The sequence below is a fragment of the Pseudoxanthomonas mexicana genome (assembly GCF_014397415.1).
GTDB classification, from domain to species: Bacteria; Pseudomonadota; Gammaproteobacteria; order Xanthomonadales; family Xanthomonadaceae; genus Pseudoxanthomonas_A; species Pseudoxanthomonas_A mexicana.
Genome location: NZ_CP060731.1, coordinates 481437 through 497832, shown reverse-complemented (window position 1 = coordinate 497832; position 16396 = coordinate 481437). Strand labels below are relative to the sequence as shown.

15 protein-coding genes are annotated in these 16396 nt (G+C 67.9%); 7 read left to right on the top strand and 8 right to left on the bottom strand.

The genetic code is table 11. The annotated features are described in order from the left end of the window. Positions 1-255: 255 nt before the first annotated feature. On the top strand, positions 256-987 hold the full coding sequence (locus IAE60_RS02400) for an outer membrane beta-barrel protein (protein ID WP_187573718.1): 732 nt from the start codon (positions 256-258) through the stop codon (positions 985-987). A gap of 66 nt (positions 988-1053) precedes the next feature. Here IAE60_RS02400 and hemB read toward each other — a convergent pair whose 3' ends face one another. From hemB to IAE60_RS02385, 3 genes are all read right to left on the bottom strand, one after another. Next, positions 1054-2043 carry a porphobilinogen synthase gene (gene hemB / locus IAE60_RS02395; RefSeq protein ID WP_187573717.1) on the bottom strand — a complete coding sequence of 330 codons (990 nt, stop codon included), beginning with the start codon at positions 2041-2043 and terminating at the stop codon, positions 1054-1056. A gap of 97 nt (positions 2044-2140) precedes the next feature. After that, the gene (locus tag IAE60_RS02390; RefSeq protein WP_162110792.1) at positions 2141-2389 is read right to left on the bottom strand and encodes a hypothetical protein; all 249 of its coding nucleotides are present in this window, start codon (positions 2387-2389) and stop codon (positions 2141-2143) included. 72 nt (positions 2390-2461) lie between these two features. Then, positions 2462-3481 (bottom strand): chorismate transformation FkbO/Hyg5 family protein, encoded by a 1020-nt coding sequence (locus tag IAE60_RS02385; RefSeq protein WP_187573716.1) that lies wholly within the window; start codon positions 3479-3481, stop codon positions 2462-2464. Positions 3482-3613: 132 nt separating this feature from the next. On the opposite strand from IAE60_RS02385, the gene IAE60_RS02380 reads away from it, so the two are divergent. Next, positions 3614-4075, top strand: coding sequence for a hypothetical protein (locus tag IAE60_RS02380; protein ID WP_162110790.1), 462 nt, complete (start codon positions 3614-3616; stop codon positions 4073-4075). Between the two features lie 60 nt (positions 4076-4135). Here IAE60_RS02380 and IAE60_RS02375 read toward each other — a convergent pair whose 3' ends face one another. The 3 genes from IAE60_RS02375 to IAE60_RS02365 form a co-directional block, all read right to left on the bottom strand. After that, positions 4136-4570, bottom strand: a complete 435-nt coding sequence (locus tag IAE60_RS02375) for a cytochrome c oxidase assembly factor Coa1 family protein (RefSeq protein ID WP_187573715.1) — start codon at positions 4568-4570, stop codon at positions 4136-4138. A 31-nt stretch (positions 4571-4601) separates the two neighbouring features. Continuing rightward, positions 4602-6830 carry a S9 family peptidase gene (locus IAE60_RS02370; protein ID WP_187573714.1) on the bottom strand — a complete coding sequence of 743 codons (2229 nt, stop codon included), beginning with the start codon at positions 6828-6830 and terminating at the stop codon, positions 4602-4604. 115 nt (positions 6831-6945) lie between these two features. Then, complete coding sequence (locus tag IAE60_RS02365) at positions 6946-7647, bottom strand: glutathione binding-like protein (RefSeq protein WP_187573713.1); 702 nt, start codon at positions 7645-7647, stop codon at positions 6946-6948. A 108-nt stretch (positions 7648-7755) separates the two neighbouring features. Between IAE60_RS02365 and IAE60_RS02360 the strand changes: the two genes are divergently transcribed. The 3 genes from IAE60_RS02360 (at position 7756) to IAE60_RS02350 (ending at position 11256) form a co-directional block, all read left to right on the top strand. Continuing rightward, positions 7756-8373: a TIGR00645 family protein gene (locus tag IAE60_RS02360; protein WP_162110786.1), complete on the top strand. Its 618-nt coding sequence runs from the start codon at positions 7756-7758 to the stop codon at positions 8371-8373. Positions 8374-8535: 162 nt separating this feature from the next. Then, positions 8536-10728: a DNA helicase II gene (gene uvrD / locus IAE60_RS02355; RefSeq protein WP_187573712.1), complete on the top strand. Its 2193-nt coding sequence runs from the start codon at positions 8536-8538 to the stop codon at positions 10726-10728. A gap of 81 nt (positions 10729-10809) precedes the next feature. Continuing rightward, entirely contained in the window at positions 10810-11256 is a 447-nt protein-coding gene (locus IAE60_RS02350; RefSeq protein WP_162110784.1) for a universal stress protein, read from the top strand. A gap of 10 nt (positions 11257-11266) precedes the next feature. Here the strand turns inward: IAE60_RS02350 and IAE60_RS02345 are convergent, their stop codons facing one another. Then, positions 11267-11563, bottom strand: a complete 297-nt coding sequence (locus IAE60_RS02345) for a DUF2782 domain-containing protein (protein ID WP_162110800.1) — start codon at positions 11561-11563, stop codon at positions 11267-11269. Between the two features lie 105 nt (positions 11564-11668). On the opposite strand from IAE60_RS02345, the gene polA reads away from it, so the two are divergent. Both polA and IAE60_RS02335 read left to right on the top strand, forming a co-directional pair. Further along, on the top strand, positions 11669-14431 hold the full coding sequence (gene polA / locus IAE60_RS02340) for a DNA polymerase I (RefSeq protein ID WP_162110783.1): 2763 nt from the start codon (positions 11669-11671) through the stop codon (positions 14429-14431). A 367-nt stretch (positions 14432-14798) separates the two neighbouring features. Beyond that, entirely contained in the window at positions 14799-15287 is a 489-nt protein-coding gene (locus tag IAE60_RS02335; protein ID WP_162110782.1) for a DUF421 domain-containing protein, read from the top strand. 177 nt (positions 15288-15464) lie between these two features. Here IAE60_RS02335 and hemF read toward each other — a convergent pair whose 3' ends face one another. Continuing rightward, positions 15465-16394: an oxygen-dependent coproporphyrinogen oxidase gene (hemF, locus tag IAE60_RS02330; protein WP_187573711.1), complete on the bottom strand. Its 930-nt coding sequence runs from the start codon at positions 16392-16394 to the stop codon at positions 15465-15467. Between the last annotated feature and the right edge of the window lie 2 nt (positions 16395-16396).

The window sequence follows — 16396 nt, the reverse complement described above, 5'->3', positions numbered from 1 at the left end:
GCTTGACAGGCCGTGGGTGCCGCGGCACTGTGCCGCCGCTGCAAAGGCGCCAGGGATCACGGCGACAGGCGGGCCGGAAGGGGAGTCCGGTCACCCTCCATCGCATCCGGAACCGGGCGGGCATCCACGGGCCGCGAACCGGCCACGCGACGCCCCCGCATGTGCAGGCCTTAGCGGCGCAAGCCGAGCACCCACGCCACCCCGCCGGTACCGCAAGGACGCGGGGACATCACCATGACCGAAAGGGGAAATCCGATGACGCTGTTCCGTTGCCTGCCGCTGGCCCTGGTGGCCTTCGCCTTCCACGCCCAGGCCCAGTCCCTCTCGCCGGCCTACGACGCCTTCCGCAAGAAGGAAGCGCCGGCACCCGCGCCCACGCAACCGGCGACGCCGGTGCAGACCGATGCCGCGCCGCCGGCACCTGCTCCCGTCGCGGCGCCGGCACCGGCCCCCTATGCCGCCACCTTCGACACCGCTGCGCGCGAACAGGACGACGGCGGCTTCTTCGTCGGCGTGCAGGCCGGCCAGGGCTGGATCTATGAAGACGTCGAACAGGACGCCGTGGCTGTCAGCGCCGGCTACCGTTGGCAGGCCGGTCCGTGGACGCAGGTGGGCGTGGAGCTGTCGGGAGGCCGGCTGGACGAAACGACCGATGGTGGCTGGCGCTATCCGAAGGCCACCTATAAGGCCGTGGGCGCCAACGCGCGCATGAGCTTCGGCGAGAGCCCCTGGTTCATGATGGTGCGCGGCGGTTACTTCGACGCGGAACAGGACATCCCCGGCGGTGGCGACTTCTCCACCGATGGCGGCTATGCCGGCCTCGCGGTCGGCGTGGACATCAACCGCCACTTCAACATCACGCTGGGGTACACGGGATTCGTCTACGCCGACGAGTACTACGACAGCGACTGCGATGACGACTACACCTACGACTGCGACTTCAACCGTGCCGACACGGTGACGTTGGGCGTCGAAGCGCGGTTCTGATTCGGGAACAGGAACAAAAACGGGAGCCGCAGGGCTCCCGTTTCACGCCAGCGCATGCGGTCGACGTCAGCCGCTGCGCAGCCAGCGCGCCGCATCCAGCGCGAAATAGGTCAGCACGCCGTCCGCGCCAGCGCGCTTGAACGCGGTCAGTGCTTCCAGCGCGCACGCCTTCTCGTCCAGCCAGCCGTTCGCGGCGGCGGCCTTGATCATCGCGTACTCGCCGCTCACCTGGTACGCGAACGTCGGCACGCCGAACTCGTCCTTCACCCGGCGGATCACGTCCAGGTACGGCAGGCCCGGCTTGACCATCACCATGTCCGCACCTTCGTCCAGGTCCAGCGCGATCTCGTGCAGGGCTTCGTTCGAGTTGGCCGGGTCCATCTGGTAGGTGAACTTGTTGCCCTTGCCCAGGTTGCCGGCGCTGCCCACCGCGCTGCGGAACGGGCCGTAGAACGCGCTGGCGTACTTGGCGGCGTACGACATGATGCGGGTGTTGATGAAGCCGGCCTTCTCCAGCGCCTCGCGGATCGCGCCGATGCGGCCATCCATCATGTCGCTGGGCGAGAGGATGTCCACGCCGGCGGCGGCATGCGCGAGGGACTGCTTCACCAGCGCCTCGATGGTCTCGTCGTTGAGGATATAGCCGGTGTCGTCGATCAGTCCGTCCTGGCCGTGCGTGGTGTACGGATCCAGCGCCTGGTCGCTCATCACGCCCAGTTCGGGGAAGCGCGCCTTCAGGGCGCGTATCGCACGCGGGATGATGCCGTGCTCGTCCCAGGCGATGCGGCCGTCGGCGGTCTTCGCCGCCGGATCGGGCACGCCGAACAGGTCGAGCACCGGCACGCCCAGTTCCAGCGCTTCCTCGCCCACGCGCAGCAGTTCATCGATCGAAAGCCGCTCGACGCCCGGCATCGAGGCCACTGGCACCCGGCCCTTCTCCTCGTGCACGAACACGGGATAGATCAGGTCGTTGGTGGTCAGCACGTTCTCGCGCATCAGCCGGCGGGAGAACTCGTCGCGGCGCATGCGGCGCGGGCGGGTATACGGAAAGGCCATCGTGGGCTCCTGGCAGAGCGCCGCATGATACGCCCGCGCGGCCCGGCCGGGCCTGCGACAGGCGGTCGCAGCGCGGAACGCTGCGTTCGGAGGCGTGTCAGACGATCCCGCCACCCAGCGACAGGCGGATGATCCCCACCACGATGACGATGCCGTTGAGCACCAGCCCGGCCTTGGCGCGGCCACGGTGCTCGGTGCGGGTGAACAGGATGCCGACGGCCGCGATGATCGCGCCCACCGCCGCGAACGGGATCAGGAACCAGTTGCCCCAGCCCAGCAGGGGAATGAGGGCCAGCACCATCCACAGCATCGCGACGATGCCCCACAGCAGGCTGATCAGTCCCATCGCACATCCTCCGCGGTCGGGCGCGCGTTGCGGCGCCTCATGCCTGCACTATGCAGACGCGGCGGCGCCGCTTCAAGCGCCGACGCCGTGCATGCCCTCGATCTCGACCAAGAGTTCGCGCCGGCAGACATCGGCATGCAGCATCAGCCACGGCACGCGCGTGCCCAGGCGGGCTTCCAGCTGCGCGGCGACGGCATCGGCATCGGCCGCGTCGCGCACGTAGACCTTCAGTCGCGAGGTGCCGTCCAGGTGCGGCGACAGCGTCGGTGCGCGTTCGCGCGCCGCGCCCAGCAGGCTGTCGAGGTTGGTCAGTGTTTCGTCCAATTGGGCGCGCAGCGAATCGGCATGCTGCGACGCATGGCCGACGATGCTCGCCGTGCCCGACAGCAGCAGCGGCACGCGTGGCGAAGGCGGCAACAGGGCGCGCGCGAACGTTGGCGACTGCGGGCCGTACTCGCGCGGGTAGCGGTAGGCGCTGACCTGGCGCGGATTCTCCAGCGGCACGCCGGGCTCGCGAGCGGCCAGCCAATACACCTGCAGCACGCGGCGACCGTCACGGCTGCCGATGGCGGTGGCGGCCGGCAGCGTGCGCGTGTCCACATCGCCCAGGCCCTGCACGCGACCGACGCAGAACTGCCGGTAGCGCTCGCTGTCGCCTTCGCCCAGGGTGATCGCATCGAAGTAGTTCCAGATGCGCAGCAGGTGCGGATAGTCGCTGTCCCGCCAGAATGCCACCAGCGCGGCATACGCATGGGCGCTCGCATGCAGGATGCCGCCGTCCGGTTCTTCCCACTCCAGCACGCCGAACATCAGCGCGCCATCGTGGCTGTAGCGGATGGCGCCTTCGCGCCCCGTCGCCACCGGGCCGGCCGAGCGCCACACCTCGTACGGCGCGGCGGCTTCACGCAGCGGCGAGAGCGGTACGTGCAGGTAGCGGGGATCGTCGATGGCGGCCGAGCTGGGCGCAAGCGCGCCGAACCCGAACACCGCCAACGTTTCGGACATGCCGAGCAGCGCCTGCGGGCCGGGAGCGTGGATGTAGTCGACCGCCAGCCGCTGCGGCGCGGGCGGGAGGTCGGGAGCGGAGCTCATCGTGCGGGGAACAGGCGCATGGTCAAGGTGAAATGATAACCCGCCGCCCCGTGGCACCGCCCGGCGACGGGATATGCCAGTATTCAGGCGGTGCGGCGGAACATCGCCGCTGGGCCACCGGGAGAAGCCACCATGTCGTTCCGTACCGTTGCCATCGTGCTCGCCGCCGCGCTTGTCGCCGGGTGCGCGGGCAGCTCCAAGGTCATGCTGGGCCAGGCCCGCGCGCCGATCGATCCTGCGCAGGTGCAGATCTATCGCACGCCACCGGCAGGTTCGCAGGAAATCGCGCAGCTGGAGTCCAAGAGCGCGGTCGGCTTCGGCACCCAGGGCCAGACCGATGCCGCCGTGGCGCGCCTGAAGCGCGAAGCTGCCGCCCTCGGCGCCAACGGCGTCGTCCTGCTGGGCGTGGGCTCCAGCGGTTCGCCGGTAGGCATGTCGGTCGGTGCAGGCAGCTACGGCCGCCACTCGGGTGGCGGACTGAGCGTGGGCATTCCCACCACGCAGAAGCAGGCCGCCGGTGTGGCCATCTACGTGCCGCCGGGCACGCCGGTGGATCCGTCCCTCGTGGTACCCGATCCCGCGCCTAAACCCTGACGCAGTCCGCCAGGATCGGATGCGCGAAGGCGGCCCTGGGCCGCCTTCTTCGTTCGGGGATCAGGGCAGTGGCATCGCCGCGTCGTCTTCCAGCACGATCCGCTCGCCGCCGTCCACGTTCACCGCCAGTGTTTCGTAGCGCCACTCGCCGGCGTGCTTCTTCGCCACGACGAACAGCGTGCCGTCGGCCTTCGGGCCGTCCAGCGGGATGGACAGGTTGGCTTCGCCGTCGGGGCCGTTGCTGCTGAAATTGCCCTGCACCAGCCAACCGGCCTGGATCGGGGCGCCGAGCGCGGCTGTGACGGCAGGATCGGTCTGCGCCTGCTTCATCGCATGCCGGTAGGGTTCGGAGGATTTCATCGCGCCGAAGACCAGCATCAGGATCCCGAACACGAAGGCGGCGAACAGCGCGAGCAGCAGCGCCGCCAGCACCGGTACGCACCACTTCCAGTTGCGGCTCCACCAGGTGGAGGGGGGTGGGGTGGTGGCGTGCATGCGCGGGCTCCGGTCGTTTCCCGTTGAACGCTTACGGCTTCAGGCAGCGGCCAAGGAAATCCTCGGTCAGCCGGTAGCGATGCAGCAGATCGCTGCCGCGCAGGCCGTGCTTGGCGCCGGGATAGGTCATCAGCTCGAACGGCGTGCCGCGCTTCTGCAGTTCGCTCATCAGCTTGGTGGAGTTGGTGAACAGCACATTGTCGTCGGCCATGCCGTGGATCAGCAGCAGCTTGCCGGCACCGATGCCGTCCACGTGGGTGAACACGCTGGCCTCGCGGTAGCCGGCTTCGTTCGCCTTCGGCAGATCCATGTAGCGCTCGGTGTAGTGGGTGTCGTACAGCGCCCAGTCGGTGACCGGCGCGCCCGCCACACCGCAGGCGTAGGCCTCGCTGTGCTTCGCCAGCAGCATCAGCGTCATGTAGCCGCCGTTGGACCAGCCGTACACGCCGATGCGCGCCGGATCGACGAACGCCTGCGACTTCAGCCATTCGATGCCGCGTAGCTGGTCGTCCACCTCCACCGTGCCTTGCTTGGCGTACAGCGCACCGCCGAAGGCCGCACCCCGACGGGGCGTGCCACGGTTGTCCAGCGAAAACACCACGTAGCCCTGCTGGGCCAGATATTGGTTGAAGAAACTGTCGCTGCGGCCGGGCCAGGCGCGCGTCACCGTCTGTGCGGCGGGGCCGCCATAGACGAAGACCACGACGGGGTACTGCTTCTTCGGATCGAAGCCGGCCGGCTTGATCAGGCTGTAGTGCAGCGGCGTGGTGCCATCCGCGGCGGTCAGCGTGCCGTAGGCGGTCGGCTGGTGCGCGGCGCGGTACTTCGCGTACGGGTGCGTCGCGTCGGAGACGTCGTTGACGAGCAGGGTCGCCAGCTTGGTGCCATCGGCTTTAAACAGTTCGATCTGCGGCAGGGTGGTGTCGCTGGACCAGCTGTCGACGAAGACGCTGGCGTTGCGCGCGAAGGTGGCCGCGTGCATGCCGGGCGCCTGCGTCAACCGACGCGGCTCGCCGCCGGACAGAGGCACGGCGTAGACATGCGCTTCCGTGGCGCCGTCGCGCGTGCCGCTCACATAGGCCAGGCCGGCGGTTTCATCGATCGCCAGCAGGCCATCGACGACCCATTCGCCCTGCGTCAGCGCGGTCAGCGTCGATCCGTTTTCCGACGCGATGTAGAGATGCTCGAACCCGCTGCGCTCCGACGACCACAGGAAGCGTCCGTCCTTCAGGAAGCGCAGGTCGTTGTGCAGCGGTACCCAGGTGGTCGAGGTCTCCGTCACCAGCGTGCGCTGCGTGCCGTTCGTCAGCGTTGTCTCTATAAGCTCGAGCTTCTTCTGGTCGCGCGACTGGCGCTGGAAGGTCAGGCGCTGCGGGTCTCGCCAGTCCACGCGCGCCAGGTAGATGTCCGGGCCTTTGCCCAGATCGATCCAGCGCGGCCGGGCACCGGTCTTCGGCGCGATCACGCCCAACTGCACGAGTACGTTGTGGTCGCCGGCGGCGGGGTAGCGCTGCTCGACCACTTCAGTGCGATCCGGATAGACCTCATAACGCTTCTGCACCGGCACGGGCGTTTCGTCGATACGCGCGAACGCGATGGCCGCATCGTCCGGCGCCCACCAGTAGCCGGTGTGGCGGTCCATCTCCTCGTCGGCGACGAACTCGGCCACGCCGTTGCCGATGGTGTCGCTGCCGTCGCGGGTCAGCTGCACTTCCTTGCCGCTGGCCAGGTCAATGACCCAGAGGTTGCGGTCGCGTATGAAGCTGACGAAGCCGCCCTTGGGCGAGATCTTCGGATCGGTGGCGAAGCCGCCGCCGTTGGTGAGCTTGCGCACCGCGTCCCTGCCGGACTTCGTCAGGTCGTAGAAATACAGCTCCCCGCCGAGCGGGAACAGCAGCGCCTTGCCATCGGGCGACCACTGGTAGTCGACGATCCCCGACAGCGCGGCGATGCGCTGGCGCTCGCGGCGCGCTTTTTCCTCGTCGCTCAGCACTTCCTCGCCCGGCAGCACCACCGACGAATCCACCAGCAGGCGCGTCTGCCCGCTGGCGATGTCGTATTCCCACAGGTCCAGCCGATTGCGGTCGGTGTCCTTGCCGCGCAGGAAGGTCACCCGCGATCCGTCCGGTGCGATCTGCGGCTTTGTGAGCGTCGGACCCGACAGCGGCGCGCTGCCGGTGATGGCTTCCAGGGTGAGCTTCTCGGCGTGGGCGGGCAGGGCGGTGGCAACGGTCATCAGGGCGAACAGGGCAAGGCGCATGAGGTTTCTCGGGCGGCGGGGCCGGTCAGGCCCGGATTATTGCACCCGCCGCCGTAGCGTGCGCCGCGCGCACGACCGCTGGGCCCGACACCGTGCGTCGTGCGCATGGCGCACGCTACCGGCCGAACAGATGCTTGCGCTCTTCGTCGGTCAGCGGTTTGCCGGCGTCCGGATTGACCTGCGTTTTCAGCGCGTACGCACGCTGCACCGCAGGCCGTGCCGCGATCTCCGCGTGCCAGCGTTGCAGATGCGGATAGGGCGACAGGTCCAGCGGCGCCTTGTCGTAGGCATTGACCCAGGGATGGATCGCCATGTCGGCGATGCTGTAGTCGCTGCCTGCCACATGGGCGTGCTTCGCCAGCTGCCTGTCCAGCACGCCGAGCAGGCGCTGCACTTCGCGGGTGTAGCGGTCGATGGCGTAGGGGATCTTTTCCGGCGCGTAGACGGTGAAGTGGCCGTACTGTCCCGTCATGGGCCCCAGGCCGCCCATCTGCCACATCAGCCACTGGTTCACGGCCACTTTCTGGCGCGTGTCGGCGCCGAAGAAGCGACCGGTCCTGTTGGCCAGGTACAGCAGGATGGCGCCGGATTCGAACACGCTGATCGGTTCGCCGCCATCGGCGGGCGCGTGGTCGATGATCGCCGGCATCTTGTTGTTGGGTGAGAACGCGAGGTACTCCGGCTTGAACTGATCGCCCTTGCCGATATCCACCGGAATGATCCGGTATTCCAGCTTGGCCCCCGCTTCCGCCAGTTCTTCCAGCATCAGCGTGATCTTGTGGCCGTTGGGCGTAGGCCAGTAGTACAGGTCGATCATGGCGGTTCCTCGCGGGGGAGAGCCGCCAGTCTAGCCGCGGCCGCGGACTTGGCAGCGTCAGATCCGGCCGCTACCCTGCGCCATCCTTGGAAAAGACCGTTCCGGCCCATGCAGCCCTCCAATTCCCGTCTCGGCTTCCTGCCCAACCTGATCTTCGCCTCGCGCTGGCTGCAGTTGCCGCTGTACCTGGGCCTGATCGTCGCGCAGTGCGTCTACGTGTTCCTGTTCGGCAAGGAGTTGTGGCACCTGATCCACCGAGCCCCGGGCCTGGGCGAGCAGGAGATCATGCTCATCGTGCTGGGCCTGATCGACGTGGTGATGATCTCCAACCTGCTGGTGATGGTGATCGTGGGGGGGTACGAGACCTTCGTGTCGCGCCTGCGCCTGGAAGGCCATCCGGATCAGCCGGAATGGCTGAGCCACGTCAATGCGAGCGTGCTGAAGGTGAAGCTGGCGATGGCGATCATCGGCATCTCGTCGATCCATCTCTTGAAGACCTTCATCGCGGCGGGGGCGCTGAATGGCCTGCCGTTCTGCTCGTCCGCGCAGTTGGCGCAGATGAAGGCCGAGATGGCGATCACCAGTGCCCAGTGCACGCAGCTCACGCCGGATGGCGTGCTATGGCAGACGATCATCCACTGCGTCTTCATCCTGTCGGCGATCGGTATCGCCTGGACCGACAAGTTGATGAATGGTGCGGCGCCGGCAAAGCACGCCGCGCACTGACCCGCGACCTGTCGATGGCGACGTTCCCGGAGGGGAATCGCCGCCATCCTGGCGCAGGATGGGTCGATAGCCACCGCAAGCGGATCTCCGTCAGGCTCATCCAGCCGGGTCGAATCGCCCGAGTCTCAGGGTTTGGTCCTCCGCAGGCCGTAAAATGCGCGGATGGATGTCTCCCACCTGCTCGATGATCTGAATCCCGCCCAGCGCGACGCCGTCTCGGCCGCGCCCGGGCATTACCTGGTGCTGGCCGGCGCCGGTTCCGGCAAGACCCGCGTGCTGACGCACCGCATCGCCTGGCTGAACGAGGTGCATGGCGTCCCCGCCCATGGCATCCTGGCGGTGACCTTCACCAACAAGGCCGCTGGCGAGATGCGCGCGCGCGCCGACGTGCAGCTGCGCAATGGCAGCCGCGGCATGTGGATCGGCACCTTCCACGGCCTGGCGCACCGCCTGCTGCGCCTGCACTGGCAGGAGGCGAAGTTGCCCGAAACCTTCCAGGTGCTGGACAGCGACGACCAGCAGCGACTGGTGAAGCGCGTGGTGCAGGCGATGGAGCTGGACGAGGGCAAGTATCCGCCCAAGCAGCTCACCTGGTGGATCAACGAGCAGAAGGACGAGGGCCGCCGGCCCGAGCACATCCAGCCGGCGCCGAACGACGACTGGCTGGACGTGCGCCGGCAGGTCTATGCCGGCTACCAGGAGCGCTGCGACCGCGCCGGACTGGTGGATTTCGCCGAACTGCTGCTGCGCGCGCACGAGCTGCTGCGCGACACGCCGGCCCTGCTGGCGCACTACCGCATGCGCTTCCGCGAAATCCTGGTGGACGAGTTCCAGGACACCAACGCCATCCAGTACGCCTTCGTGCGCGTGCTGGCCGGCGACACCGGACACGTGTTCGTGGTCGGCGACGATGACCAGAGCATCTATGGCTGGCGTGGCGCGAAAGTCGAGAACATGCAGCAGTTCCTGCGCGACCATCCCTCCGCGCGGACCATCCGGCTGGAGCAGAACTACCGTTCCAGCGCCAACATCCTGGGCGCGGCCAACGCGGTGATCGCGCACAACCCCGGCCGCATCGGCAAGCAGCTGTGGACCGATACCGGCGATGGCGAGCCGATCGACCTGTATGCCGCCTACAACGAGATGGACGAAGCACGCTTCGTCGTCGAGCGCATCCGCCAATGGGTGCGCGACGGCGGCAGCCTGGGCGACGCCGCCATCCTCTACCGCAGCAACGCGCAATCGCGCGCGTTCGAAGAGGCGCTGCTGTCGGAACAGCTGCCGTATCGCGTGTACGGCGGCATGCGCTTCTTCGAGCGCGCTGAAATCAAGGACGCGCTGGCCTATCTGCGCCTGGTGGCCAACCGCGGGGACGATGCCGCCTTCGAGCGCGCGGTCAACACGCCGGCACGCGGCATCGGCGAGCGCACGCTGGACGAAGTGCGCCGTCTCGCACGCAACGCGCGCGTGTCGCTGTGGGGCGCGGCCATGCTGGCCACGCAGGGCACGGAACTGGCCGTGCGCGCACGCAACGCATTGGCCGCGTTCATGGCGCTGGTCGAACAACTGGCGGGTGAAACCGCGGAACTGGACCTGGCCGAGCGCGTGGACCACGTACTGGTCCGATCGGGCCTGCGCGAGCACTGGGCGAAGGAAAGCCGCGGTGGACTGGATTCCGAATCGCGCACCGAGAACCTGGACGAGCTGGTGTCGGTCGCCTCGCGCTTCGTGCGCCGCATCGACGACGACGAAGCGACGGAAGGCATGAGCGAACTGGTCGCCTTCCTCTCCTACGCCGCGCTGGAAGCCGGCGAAGGCCAGGTGGAGGCCGGCGAGGACGGCGTGCAGCTGATGACGCTGCATTCGGCCAAGGGCCTGGAGTTTCCGCTGGTGTTCCTGGCCGGACTGGAAGAGGGGCTGTTCCCCAGCAACCGTTCGCTGGACGAGAGTGGCCGGCTGGAAGAGGAGCGCCGCCTGGCCTACGTGGGCATCACCCGCGCCCGGCAGAAGCTGGTCCTGACCTATGCCGAGGCGCGCCGCCTGCACGGCCAGGACATGTACGGCATTCCGTCGCGCTTCCTGCGCGAGATCCCGGCGAGCCTGCTCAACGAAGTGCGTCCGCGCGTGCAGGTCAGCCGGCCGGCCTCCGGCTTCGCCACCCGTCCCGCGCCCGGTCATGCCAGCCTGGAAACACCGGGACTCAAGCTGGGCCAGACCGTCACCCATGCCAAGTTCGGGCCGGGCGTGGTGACCGATTACGAGGGCAGCGGGGCGCACGCGCGCGTGCAGGTCAATTTCGCCAACGAGGGCAGCAAGTGGCTGGTGCTGGCCTACGCCAACCTGCAGGCCGTCTAGGCGCTGCCCGTTGATCCAGATCACGGCGCCCTAAGCCCGGCAGGCGTGTAATGGCCGCACCCCATCACCACGAGGTGCGGCATGTACCGGCATATCCTGATCGCGACGGACGGCTCGGAACGGGCCAGCAAGGGCGTGCAGCACGGCCTGGCGCTGGCGGCCCGCCTGCAGGCCCAGGCCACGGTGCTGACCGTCAGCGAACCCATCAACACCGGCTTCGACGATGCACTGGGCTGGAGCGCGGTGGCGACCTCGCTGCCGGATTTCCAGAACGCCCGCAACGAAGCCGCGCGCAAGGTGCTGGATGCGGCGGCCGCAGAGGGTGCGCAGGCAGGGGTGACGCCACAGCTGTTGCACGTGGCCGACCGCTATGCGGCGGAGACGATCGTGGACACGGCCGAGCGCCAGGGCTGCGACCTCATCGTGATGGCCTCGCACGGGCGGCGCGCCCTGGGCCGCCTGCTGCTGGGCAGCCAGACCAGCGAAGTGCTGGCCCGCTGCGGCGTGCCGGTGCTGGTGATCCGCTGAGCGCGGGACCTCACCAGCCGTAGAGCTTCCAGTACACCGGCGATACGTCGACGTTGTCCTTGCTCTTGTCCAGGCGCCCGTCGCCGTCGGAGTCGTACAGGTAGTAGGCCGCGCCGCGCGCCGGCGTCACCTTGACCATGCGCAGGTTGCCGGCTACCCGGTATTCCTCGATGGTGTCGCCGTTCTTCTCCGTGCGGACCGCGACCTGCGCGTTGGCCAGGTCGATGTCGGCAGGCGTGCTGCCCGCGGTCGAAGCGCAACCGGCCACGGCCAGCAGGCAGGACAACGGCAGGGCAAGGGTCGTCATGCGGTTCATGGTGGCGTCCGGTGGGGAGTGACAGCCCGATTATGCGCCGGATGCCGGCACGGCGCGCGTGACGCTGTGCCCAGGGGTGCGGCGTAGAATGCCGGCATGACACGACTCGTACTGATCGACGGCTCCAGCTACCTGTTCCGCGCATTCCATGCGCTGCCCCCGCTCACCAACGCGCAGGGCGAGCCGACCGGTGCGCTGTTCGGCGTGGTCAACATGCTGCGCGCCACGCTGAAGGAAAAGCCGGACTACGTGGCCTTCGTGCTGGACGCCAGCGGCCCGACCTTCCGCGACGCACTCTATCCCGACTACAAGGCGAACCGGCCGCCCATGCCCGAGGACCTGCGCGCGCAGGTCGAACCGATGATCCGCATCGTGCAGGCGCTGGGATTCCCGCTGCTGCGCGTGGATGGGGTGGAGGCCGACGACGTGATCGGCACGCTGGCGCTGCAGGGCGCGGCGCAGGGCATGGAGGTCACCATCTCCACCAGCGACAAGGACTTCGCCCAGCTGGTGCGGCCGGGCGTGGCGCTGGTCAACACGATGAGCGGCAGCCGTCTGGACTCCGCCGACGCCGTTGTCGAGAAATTCGGGGTGCGCCCCGAGCAGATCGTCGACTTCCTTGCCCTGATGGGCGACACGGTGGACAACGTGCCCGGCGTGGAGAAATGCGGGCCCAAGACCGCTGCCAAGTGGCTGGGCGAATATGGCTCGCTGGCCGCGATCATCGACAGGGCCGGCGAGATCAAGGGCAAGATCGGCGACAACCTGCGCGCCGCGTTGCCGCGCCTGCCGCTGAATCGCGAGCTGGTCACCATCAAGACGGACGTGGCGCTGGACGGCGGTCCGGACACGCTGCCGTTGCGCGAACGCCATGTCGACGAGCTGCGCGAGCTGTACGCACGTTACGGCTTCAACCAGGCGCTGAAGGAACTGGAAGGCGGGTCGCCCGATGCATCCGCCGTGGCCGAGAAGGAGCCGGGTCGCGCGCGCGGTACCGGACGCGTCGCGACGACGGCGCCGGACGAAGCCGTCGACCCGGCGCTGGGCGCCGCCGGCGAGTACACTGCCGTGACCACGCCGGAGCAGCTGGAGGCGCTGGTGGCGCAGTTGCGCGCCGCGGACGAATTCGCCTTCGACACCGAGACCGACAGCCTGGATCCGATGCAGGCCAACCTGGTGGGCCTGAGTTTCGCCACCCGGACCGGCCAGGCGGTGTACGTGCCGGTCGGGCACGACTACCCCGGTGCGCCGCCGCAGCTGGATCGCGCTGCGGTTCTCGCTGCACTGTCCCCGGTGCTGTCCGACCCCGGCAAGCGCAAGCTGGGCCAGCACGGCAAGTACGACCTGCACGTGCTGCGCCGCCATGGCGTGGATGTTCAGGGCTATGCCGACGACACGATGCTGGAGAGCTTCGTGCTGAACGCCGGCAGCAACCGCCACGACATGGACAGCCTGGCCAGGCGCTTCCTCGGCTACGACACCATCAAGTACGAAGACGTGGCCGGCAAAGGCGCGAAGCAGATCCCGTTCTCGCAGGTGGCCGTCGACGACGCCACCCGCTACGCTGCCGAGGACGCTGACATCACCCTGCGCCTGCACCGCGTGATCGCGCCGAGGCTGGCGGCGGAGCCTGGCCTGGAGCGTGTGTACCGCGACATCGAAATGCCGCTGGTGCCGGTGCTGGCCCGCATCGAGGCCAACGGCGTGATGATCGACGGCGACGAACTGCGCCGGCAGAGCGCCGACCTGTCCAAGCGCATGCTCGCCGCCCAGCAGAAGGCCACCGAGCTGGCGGGCCGCACCTTCAACCTGGACTCGCCCAAGCAGCTGCAGGCCCTGCTGTTCGACGAACTGAAGCTGCCGGTGCTGGTGAAGACGCCGACCGGCCAGCCCAGCACGAACGAGGAGGCGCTGGAAGCCATCGCCGACCAGCACGAACTGCCGCGGGTGATCCTGGAATACCGCGGTCTGGCCAAGCTGCGCAGCACCTACACCGACAAGCTGCCGGAGATGGTAAATCCCGACACCGGTCGCGTTCACACCAGCTACCACCAGGCGGGTGCGGCGACCGGGCGGCTGTCCTCGACCGATCCCAACCTGCAGAACATCCCGATCCGTACCGACGACGGGCGCCGCATCCGCAAGGCCTTCGTGGCACCGCCAGGCCGCAAGCTGGTGGCCTGCGACTACTCGCAGATCGAGCTGCGCATCATGGCCCACCTGTCGCAGGACCCGGGCCTGGTGCGCGCGTTCGAATCCGGCGCCGACATCCACAAGGCGACGGCGGCGGAAGTATTCGGCCGCAAGCTGGAAGAGGTCACCGCCAACGAACGCCGCGCCGCCAAGGCGATCAACTTCGGCCTGATGTACGGCATGAGTGCGTTCGGGCTGGCGCGCCAGCTGGGGATCGGGCGTGGCGAGGCGCAGGACTACATCGCGCTGTACTTCAGCCGTTACCCCGGCGTGCGCGATTACATGGAACGCACGCGCCAGCAGGCGCGCGAGCACGGGTATGTCGAAACCGTGTTCGGCCGCCGCCTGTACCTGGAGTACATCAACAAGGGCACCCAGGGCCAGCGTGCCGGCGCCGAGCGCGCGGCGATCAACGCGCCGATGCAGGGCACGGCGGCGGACATCATCAAGCGCGCGATGATCGGCGTGGATGCGTGGCTTGCGGATCACCGCGACCAGGCCCTGATGATCCTGCAGGTGCACGACGAACTGGTGTTCGAAGCCGACGCCGGTTTCGTGCCGGAACTGCTGGCCGAAGCGACTTCACGGATGGCCGCCGCCGCGCAACTGAGCGTTCCGCTGGTGGTCGACAGTGGGGTGGGAGACAACTGGGAAGAGGCCCATTGAGCCGGGTCTGAAAACGTTTTCCTTGCAGAACATGCACTTGCGAAAAGTTCAGGAAAACCCTGACAGGTATATTTGTATACCGGCCAGTTCAATAAACTGAATTCCTCCTGAATCTTACGGTTTTTTAACCGGAATCTTCACGAACCATCCATGTGCGGAGTGGTCATATAGCTCGCGACAGATGCAACGTCTGTCGCTGATCTCTCCCATCCCCTGGAGCGATCTCCCCCGGAGCGACGACCCCTCCCCAGGTCCCGCTCCTCTGGCCCCGCCGATCTCCCCCTGGTCTGCGGGGCTTTTTATTGCCTGTCGTTTGGCTCGATGCCGTGCGCTACCGTGCGCGGAGTCCTCGACCACGCGGTGCCGCATGAGCGCGATCCTCGAACCGATGTTCCAGCTGGCCATGCCGTGGTGGGCGTTCGTGCTGCGCGCCTGTGCGGTGTATTTCATTCTGCTGGCGATGATCCGCATGACCGGCAAGCGCACGATGGGGCAGTTCACGCCGTTCGACATGCTGCTGGTCGTGCTGTTGGGAAACGCGGTGCAGAACGCGCTGCTCGGCGATGACACGTCGGTCGGCGGCGGCCTGCTGCTGGCCGCCACCCTGATCGCGCTGAACTGGAGCGTGGGCCTGGTGTCGGCGCGGTCGCCGAAGGTGGAGCGCTGGATCGAAGGCGTGCCGGTGCTGCTGGCAAGGGACGGGCAGGTCTATCGCGAGGTGCTGCGGCGGGAGCTGATCAGTCGCGAGGATTTCGAGAAGGCGATGCGCGAAGCCGGTTGCCTGGACATGGCCGACATCCGCTTGGCCGTGCTGGAGAACAACGGACATATCACGGTGGTGGGCCGGCAGCCCTGACAGCGGTTGTAGGAGCGACGTCAGTCGCGACCGCGCGCCCTCGACAATCCTGTTGCCGCCAGGCAGTTGATGCATCCTCTAAAGCGACGCCACGGCGGCTCTTCCGCGCTGAATCGAATCCTGACGCATCGGATGACGTGCGGTCGCGACTGACGTCGCTCCTACAGGAGAGCGAGCTCAGGCGAATTCGGCCAGCCAGTCGCGTGGGCGCAGGTAGTCCGCCAGCCGCTGCTCGTCGCTGCCGTCTTCCGGTACATAGCCGTACTCCCAGCGCACCAGCGGCGGCAGGCTCATCAGGATGGATTCGGCGCGGCCGCCGCTCTGCAGGCCGAACAGCGTGCCGCGGTCGTAGACCAGGTTGAACTCGACGTAGCGGCCGCGCCGGTACAACTGGAACTGGCGTTCGCGCTCGCCGTAAGGCGCATCCTTGCGGCGCGCGACGATGGGCAGGTACGCATTCAGGAAGCCGTCACCGACCGCACGCAGATAGCCGAAGTCCTGATCGAAGTCCTCGCACAGATCGTCGAAGAACAGCCCGCCCACGCCGCGGGTCTCGTTGCGGTGCTTGAGGAAAAAGTACTCGTCGCACCAGCGCTTGTGCGCGTCGTAGCGGGCCTGTCCTCCATACGGCTCGCACAGGTCGCGCGCGGTCCGGTGCCAGTGATGCACGTCCTCGTCGACCGGGTAGAACGGGGTCAGGTCGAAGCCGCCGCCGAACCACCATGCCACCGTTTCACCATCGCGCTCGGCGCGGAAGTGGCGCACGTTCGCGTGGGTGGTGGGCAGGTAGGGGTTGCGCGGATGGAACACCAGCGACACGCCGACCGCGCGCCAGGAGGCGCCCTCAAGTTCGGGACGATGTGCGGAGGCGGAGGGTGGCAGCCGATCGCCGGAGACATCCGAGAACCCGATGCCGGCCTGTTCGAACACCGCGCCATCGCGCAGTACGCGCGTGCGTCCCCCGCCGCGGATCGGCGAGGGATCGCCGGGTGCGCGGCTCCAGCCGTCCTCATGGAAGCGCGCACTTCCATCGGCGGCCTCGATGGCGGCGCAGATGCGGTCCTGCAGGTCGGTCAGGTAATCGCGGACGGGCGTGATGTCGTTCATGC

Excerpts from the sequence above, each read along its gene's own strand:
- IAE60_RS02365 (WP_187573713.1), bottom strand. The coding sequence starts at position 7,647 with ATGATCGACCTGTACTACTGGCCTACGCCCAACGGCCACAAGATCACG.
- IAE60_RS02375 (WP_187573715.1), bottom strand. The coding sequence starts at position 4,570 with ATGCACGCCACCACCCCACCCCCCTCCACCTGGTGGAGCCGCAACTGG.
- IAE60_RS02380 (WP_162110790.1), top strand. The coding sequence starts at position 3,614 with ATGTCGTTCCGTACCGTTGCCATCGTGCTCGCCGCCGCGCTTGTCGCC.
- uvrD (WP_187573712.1), top strand. The coding sequence starts at position 8,536 with ATGGATGTCTCCCACCTGCTCGATGATCTGAATCCCGCCCAGCGCGAC.
- IAE60_RS02360 (WP_162110786.1), top strand. The coding sequence starts at position 7,756 with ATGCAGCCCTCCAATTCCCGTCTCGGCTTCCTGCCCAACCTGATCTTC.
- IAE60_RS02400 (WP_187573718.1), top strand. The coding sequence starts at position 256 with ATGACGCTGTTCCGTTGCCTGCCGCTGGCCCTGGTGGCCTTCGCCTTC.
- polA (WP_162110783.1), top strand. The coding sequence starts at position 11,669 with ATGACACGACTCGTACTGATCGACGGCTCCAGCTACCTGTTCCGCGCA.
- IAE60_RS02390 (WP_162110792.1), bottom strand. The coding sequence starts at position 2,389 with ATGGGACTGATCAGCCTGCTGTGGGGCATCGTCGCGATGCTGTGGATG.
- IAE60_RS02385 (WP_187573716.1), bottom strand. The coding sequence starts at position 3,481 with ATGAGCTCCGCTCCCGACCTCCCGCCCGCGCCGCAGCGGCTGGCGGTC.
- IAE60_RS02350 (WP_162110784.1), top strand. The coding sequence starts at position 10,810 with ATGTACCGGCATATCCTGATCGCGACGGACGGCTCGGAACGGGCCAGC.
- hemF (WP_187573711.1), bottom strand. The coding sequence starts at position 16,394 with ATGAACGACATCACGCCCGTCCGCGATTACCTGACCGACCTGCAGGAC.
- IAE60_RS02370 (WP_187573714.1), bottom strand. The coding sequence starts at position 6,830 with ATGCGCCTTGCCCTGTTCGCCCTGATGACCGTTGCCACCGCCCTGCCC.
- hemB (WP_187573717.1), bottom strand. The coding sequence starts at position 2,043 with ATGGCCTTTCCGTATACCCGCCCGCGCCGCATGCGCCGCGACGAGTTC.
- IAE60_RS02335 (WP_162110782.1), top strand. The coding sequence starts at position 14,799 with ATGAGCGCGATCCTCGAACCGATGTTCCAGCTGGCCATGCCGTGGTGG.
- IAE60_RS02345 (WP_162110800.1), bottom strand. The coding sequence starts at position 11,563 with ATGACGACCCTTGCCCTGCCGTTGTCCTGCCTGCTGGCCGTGGCCGGT.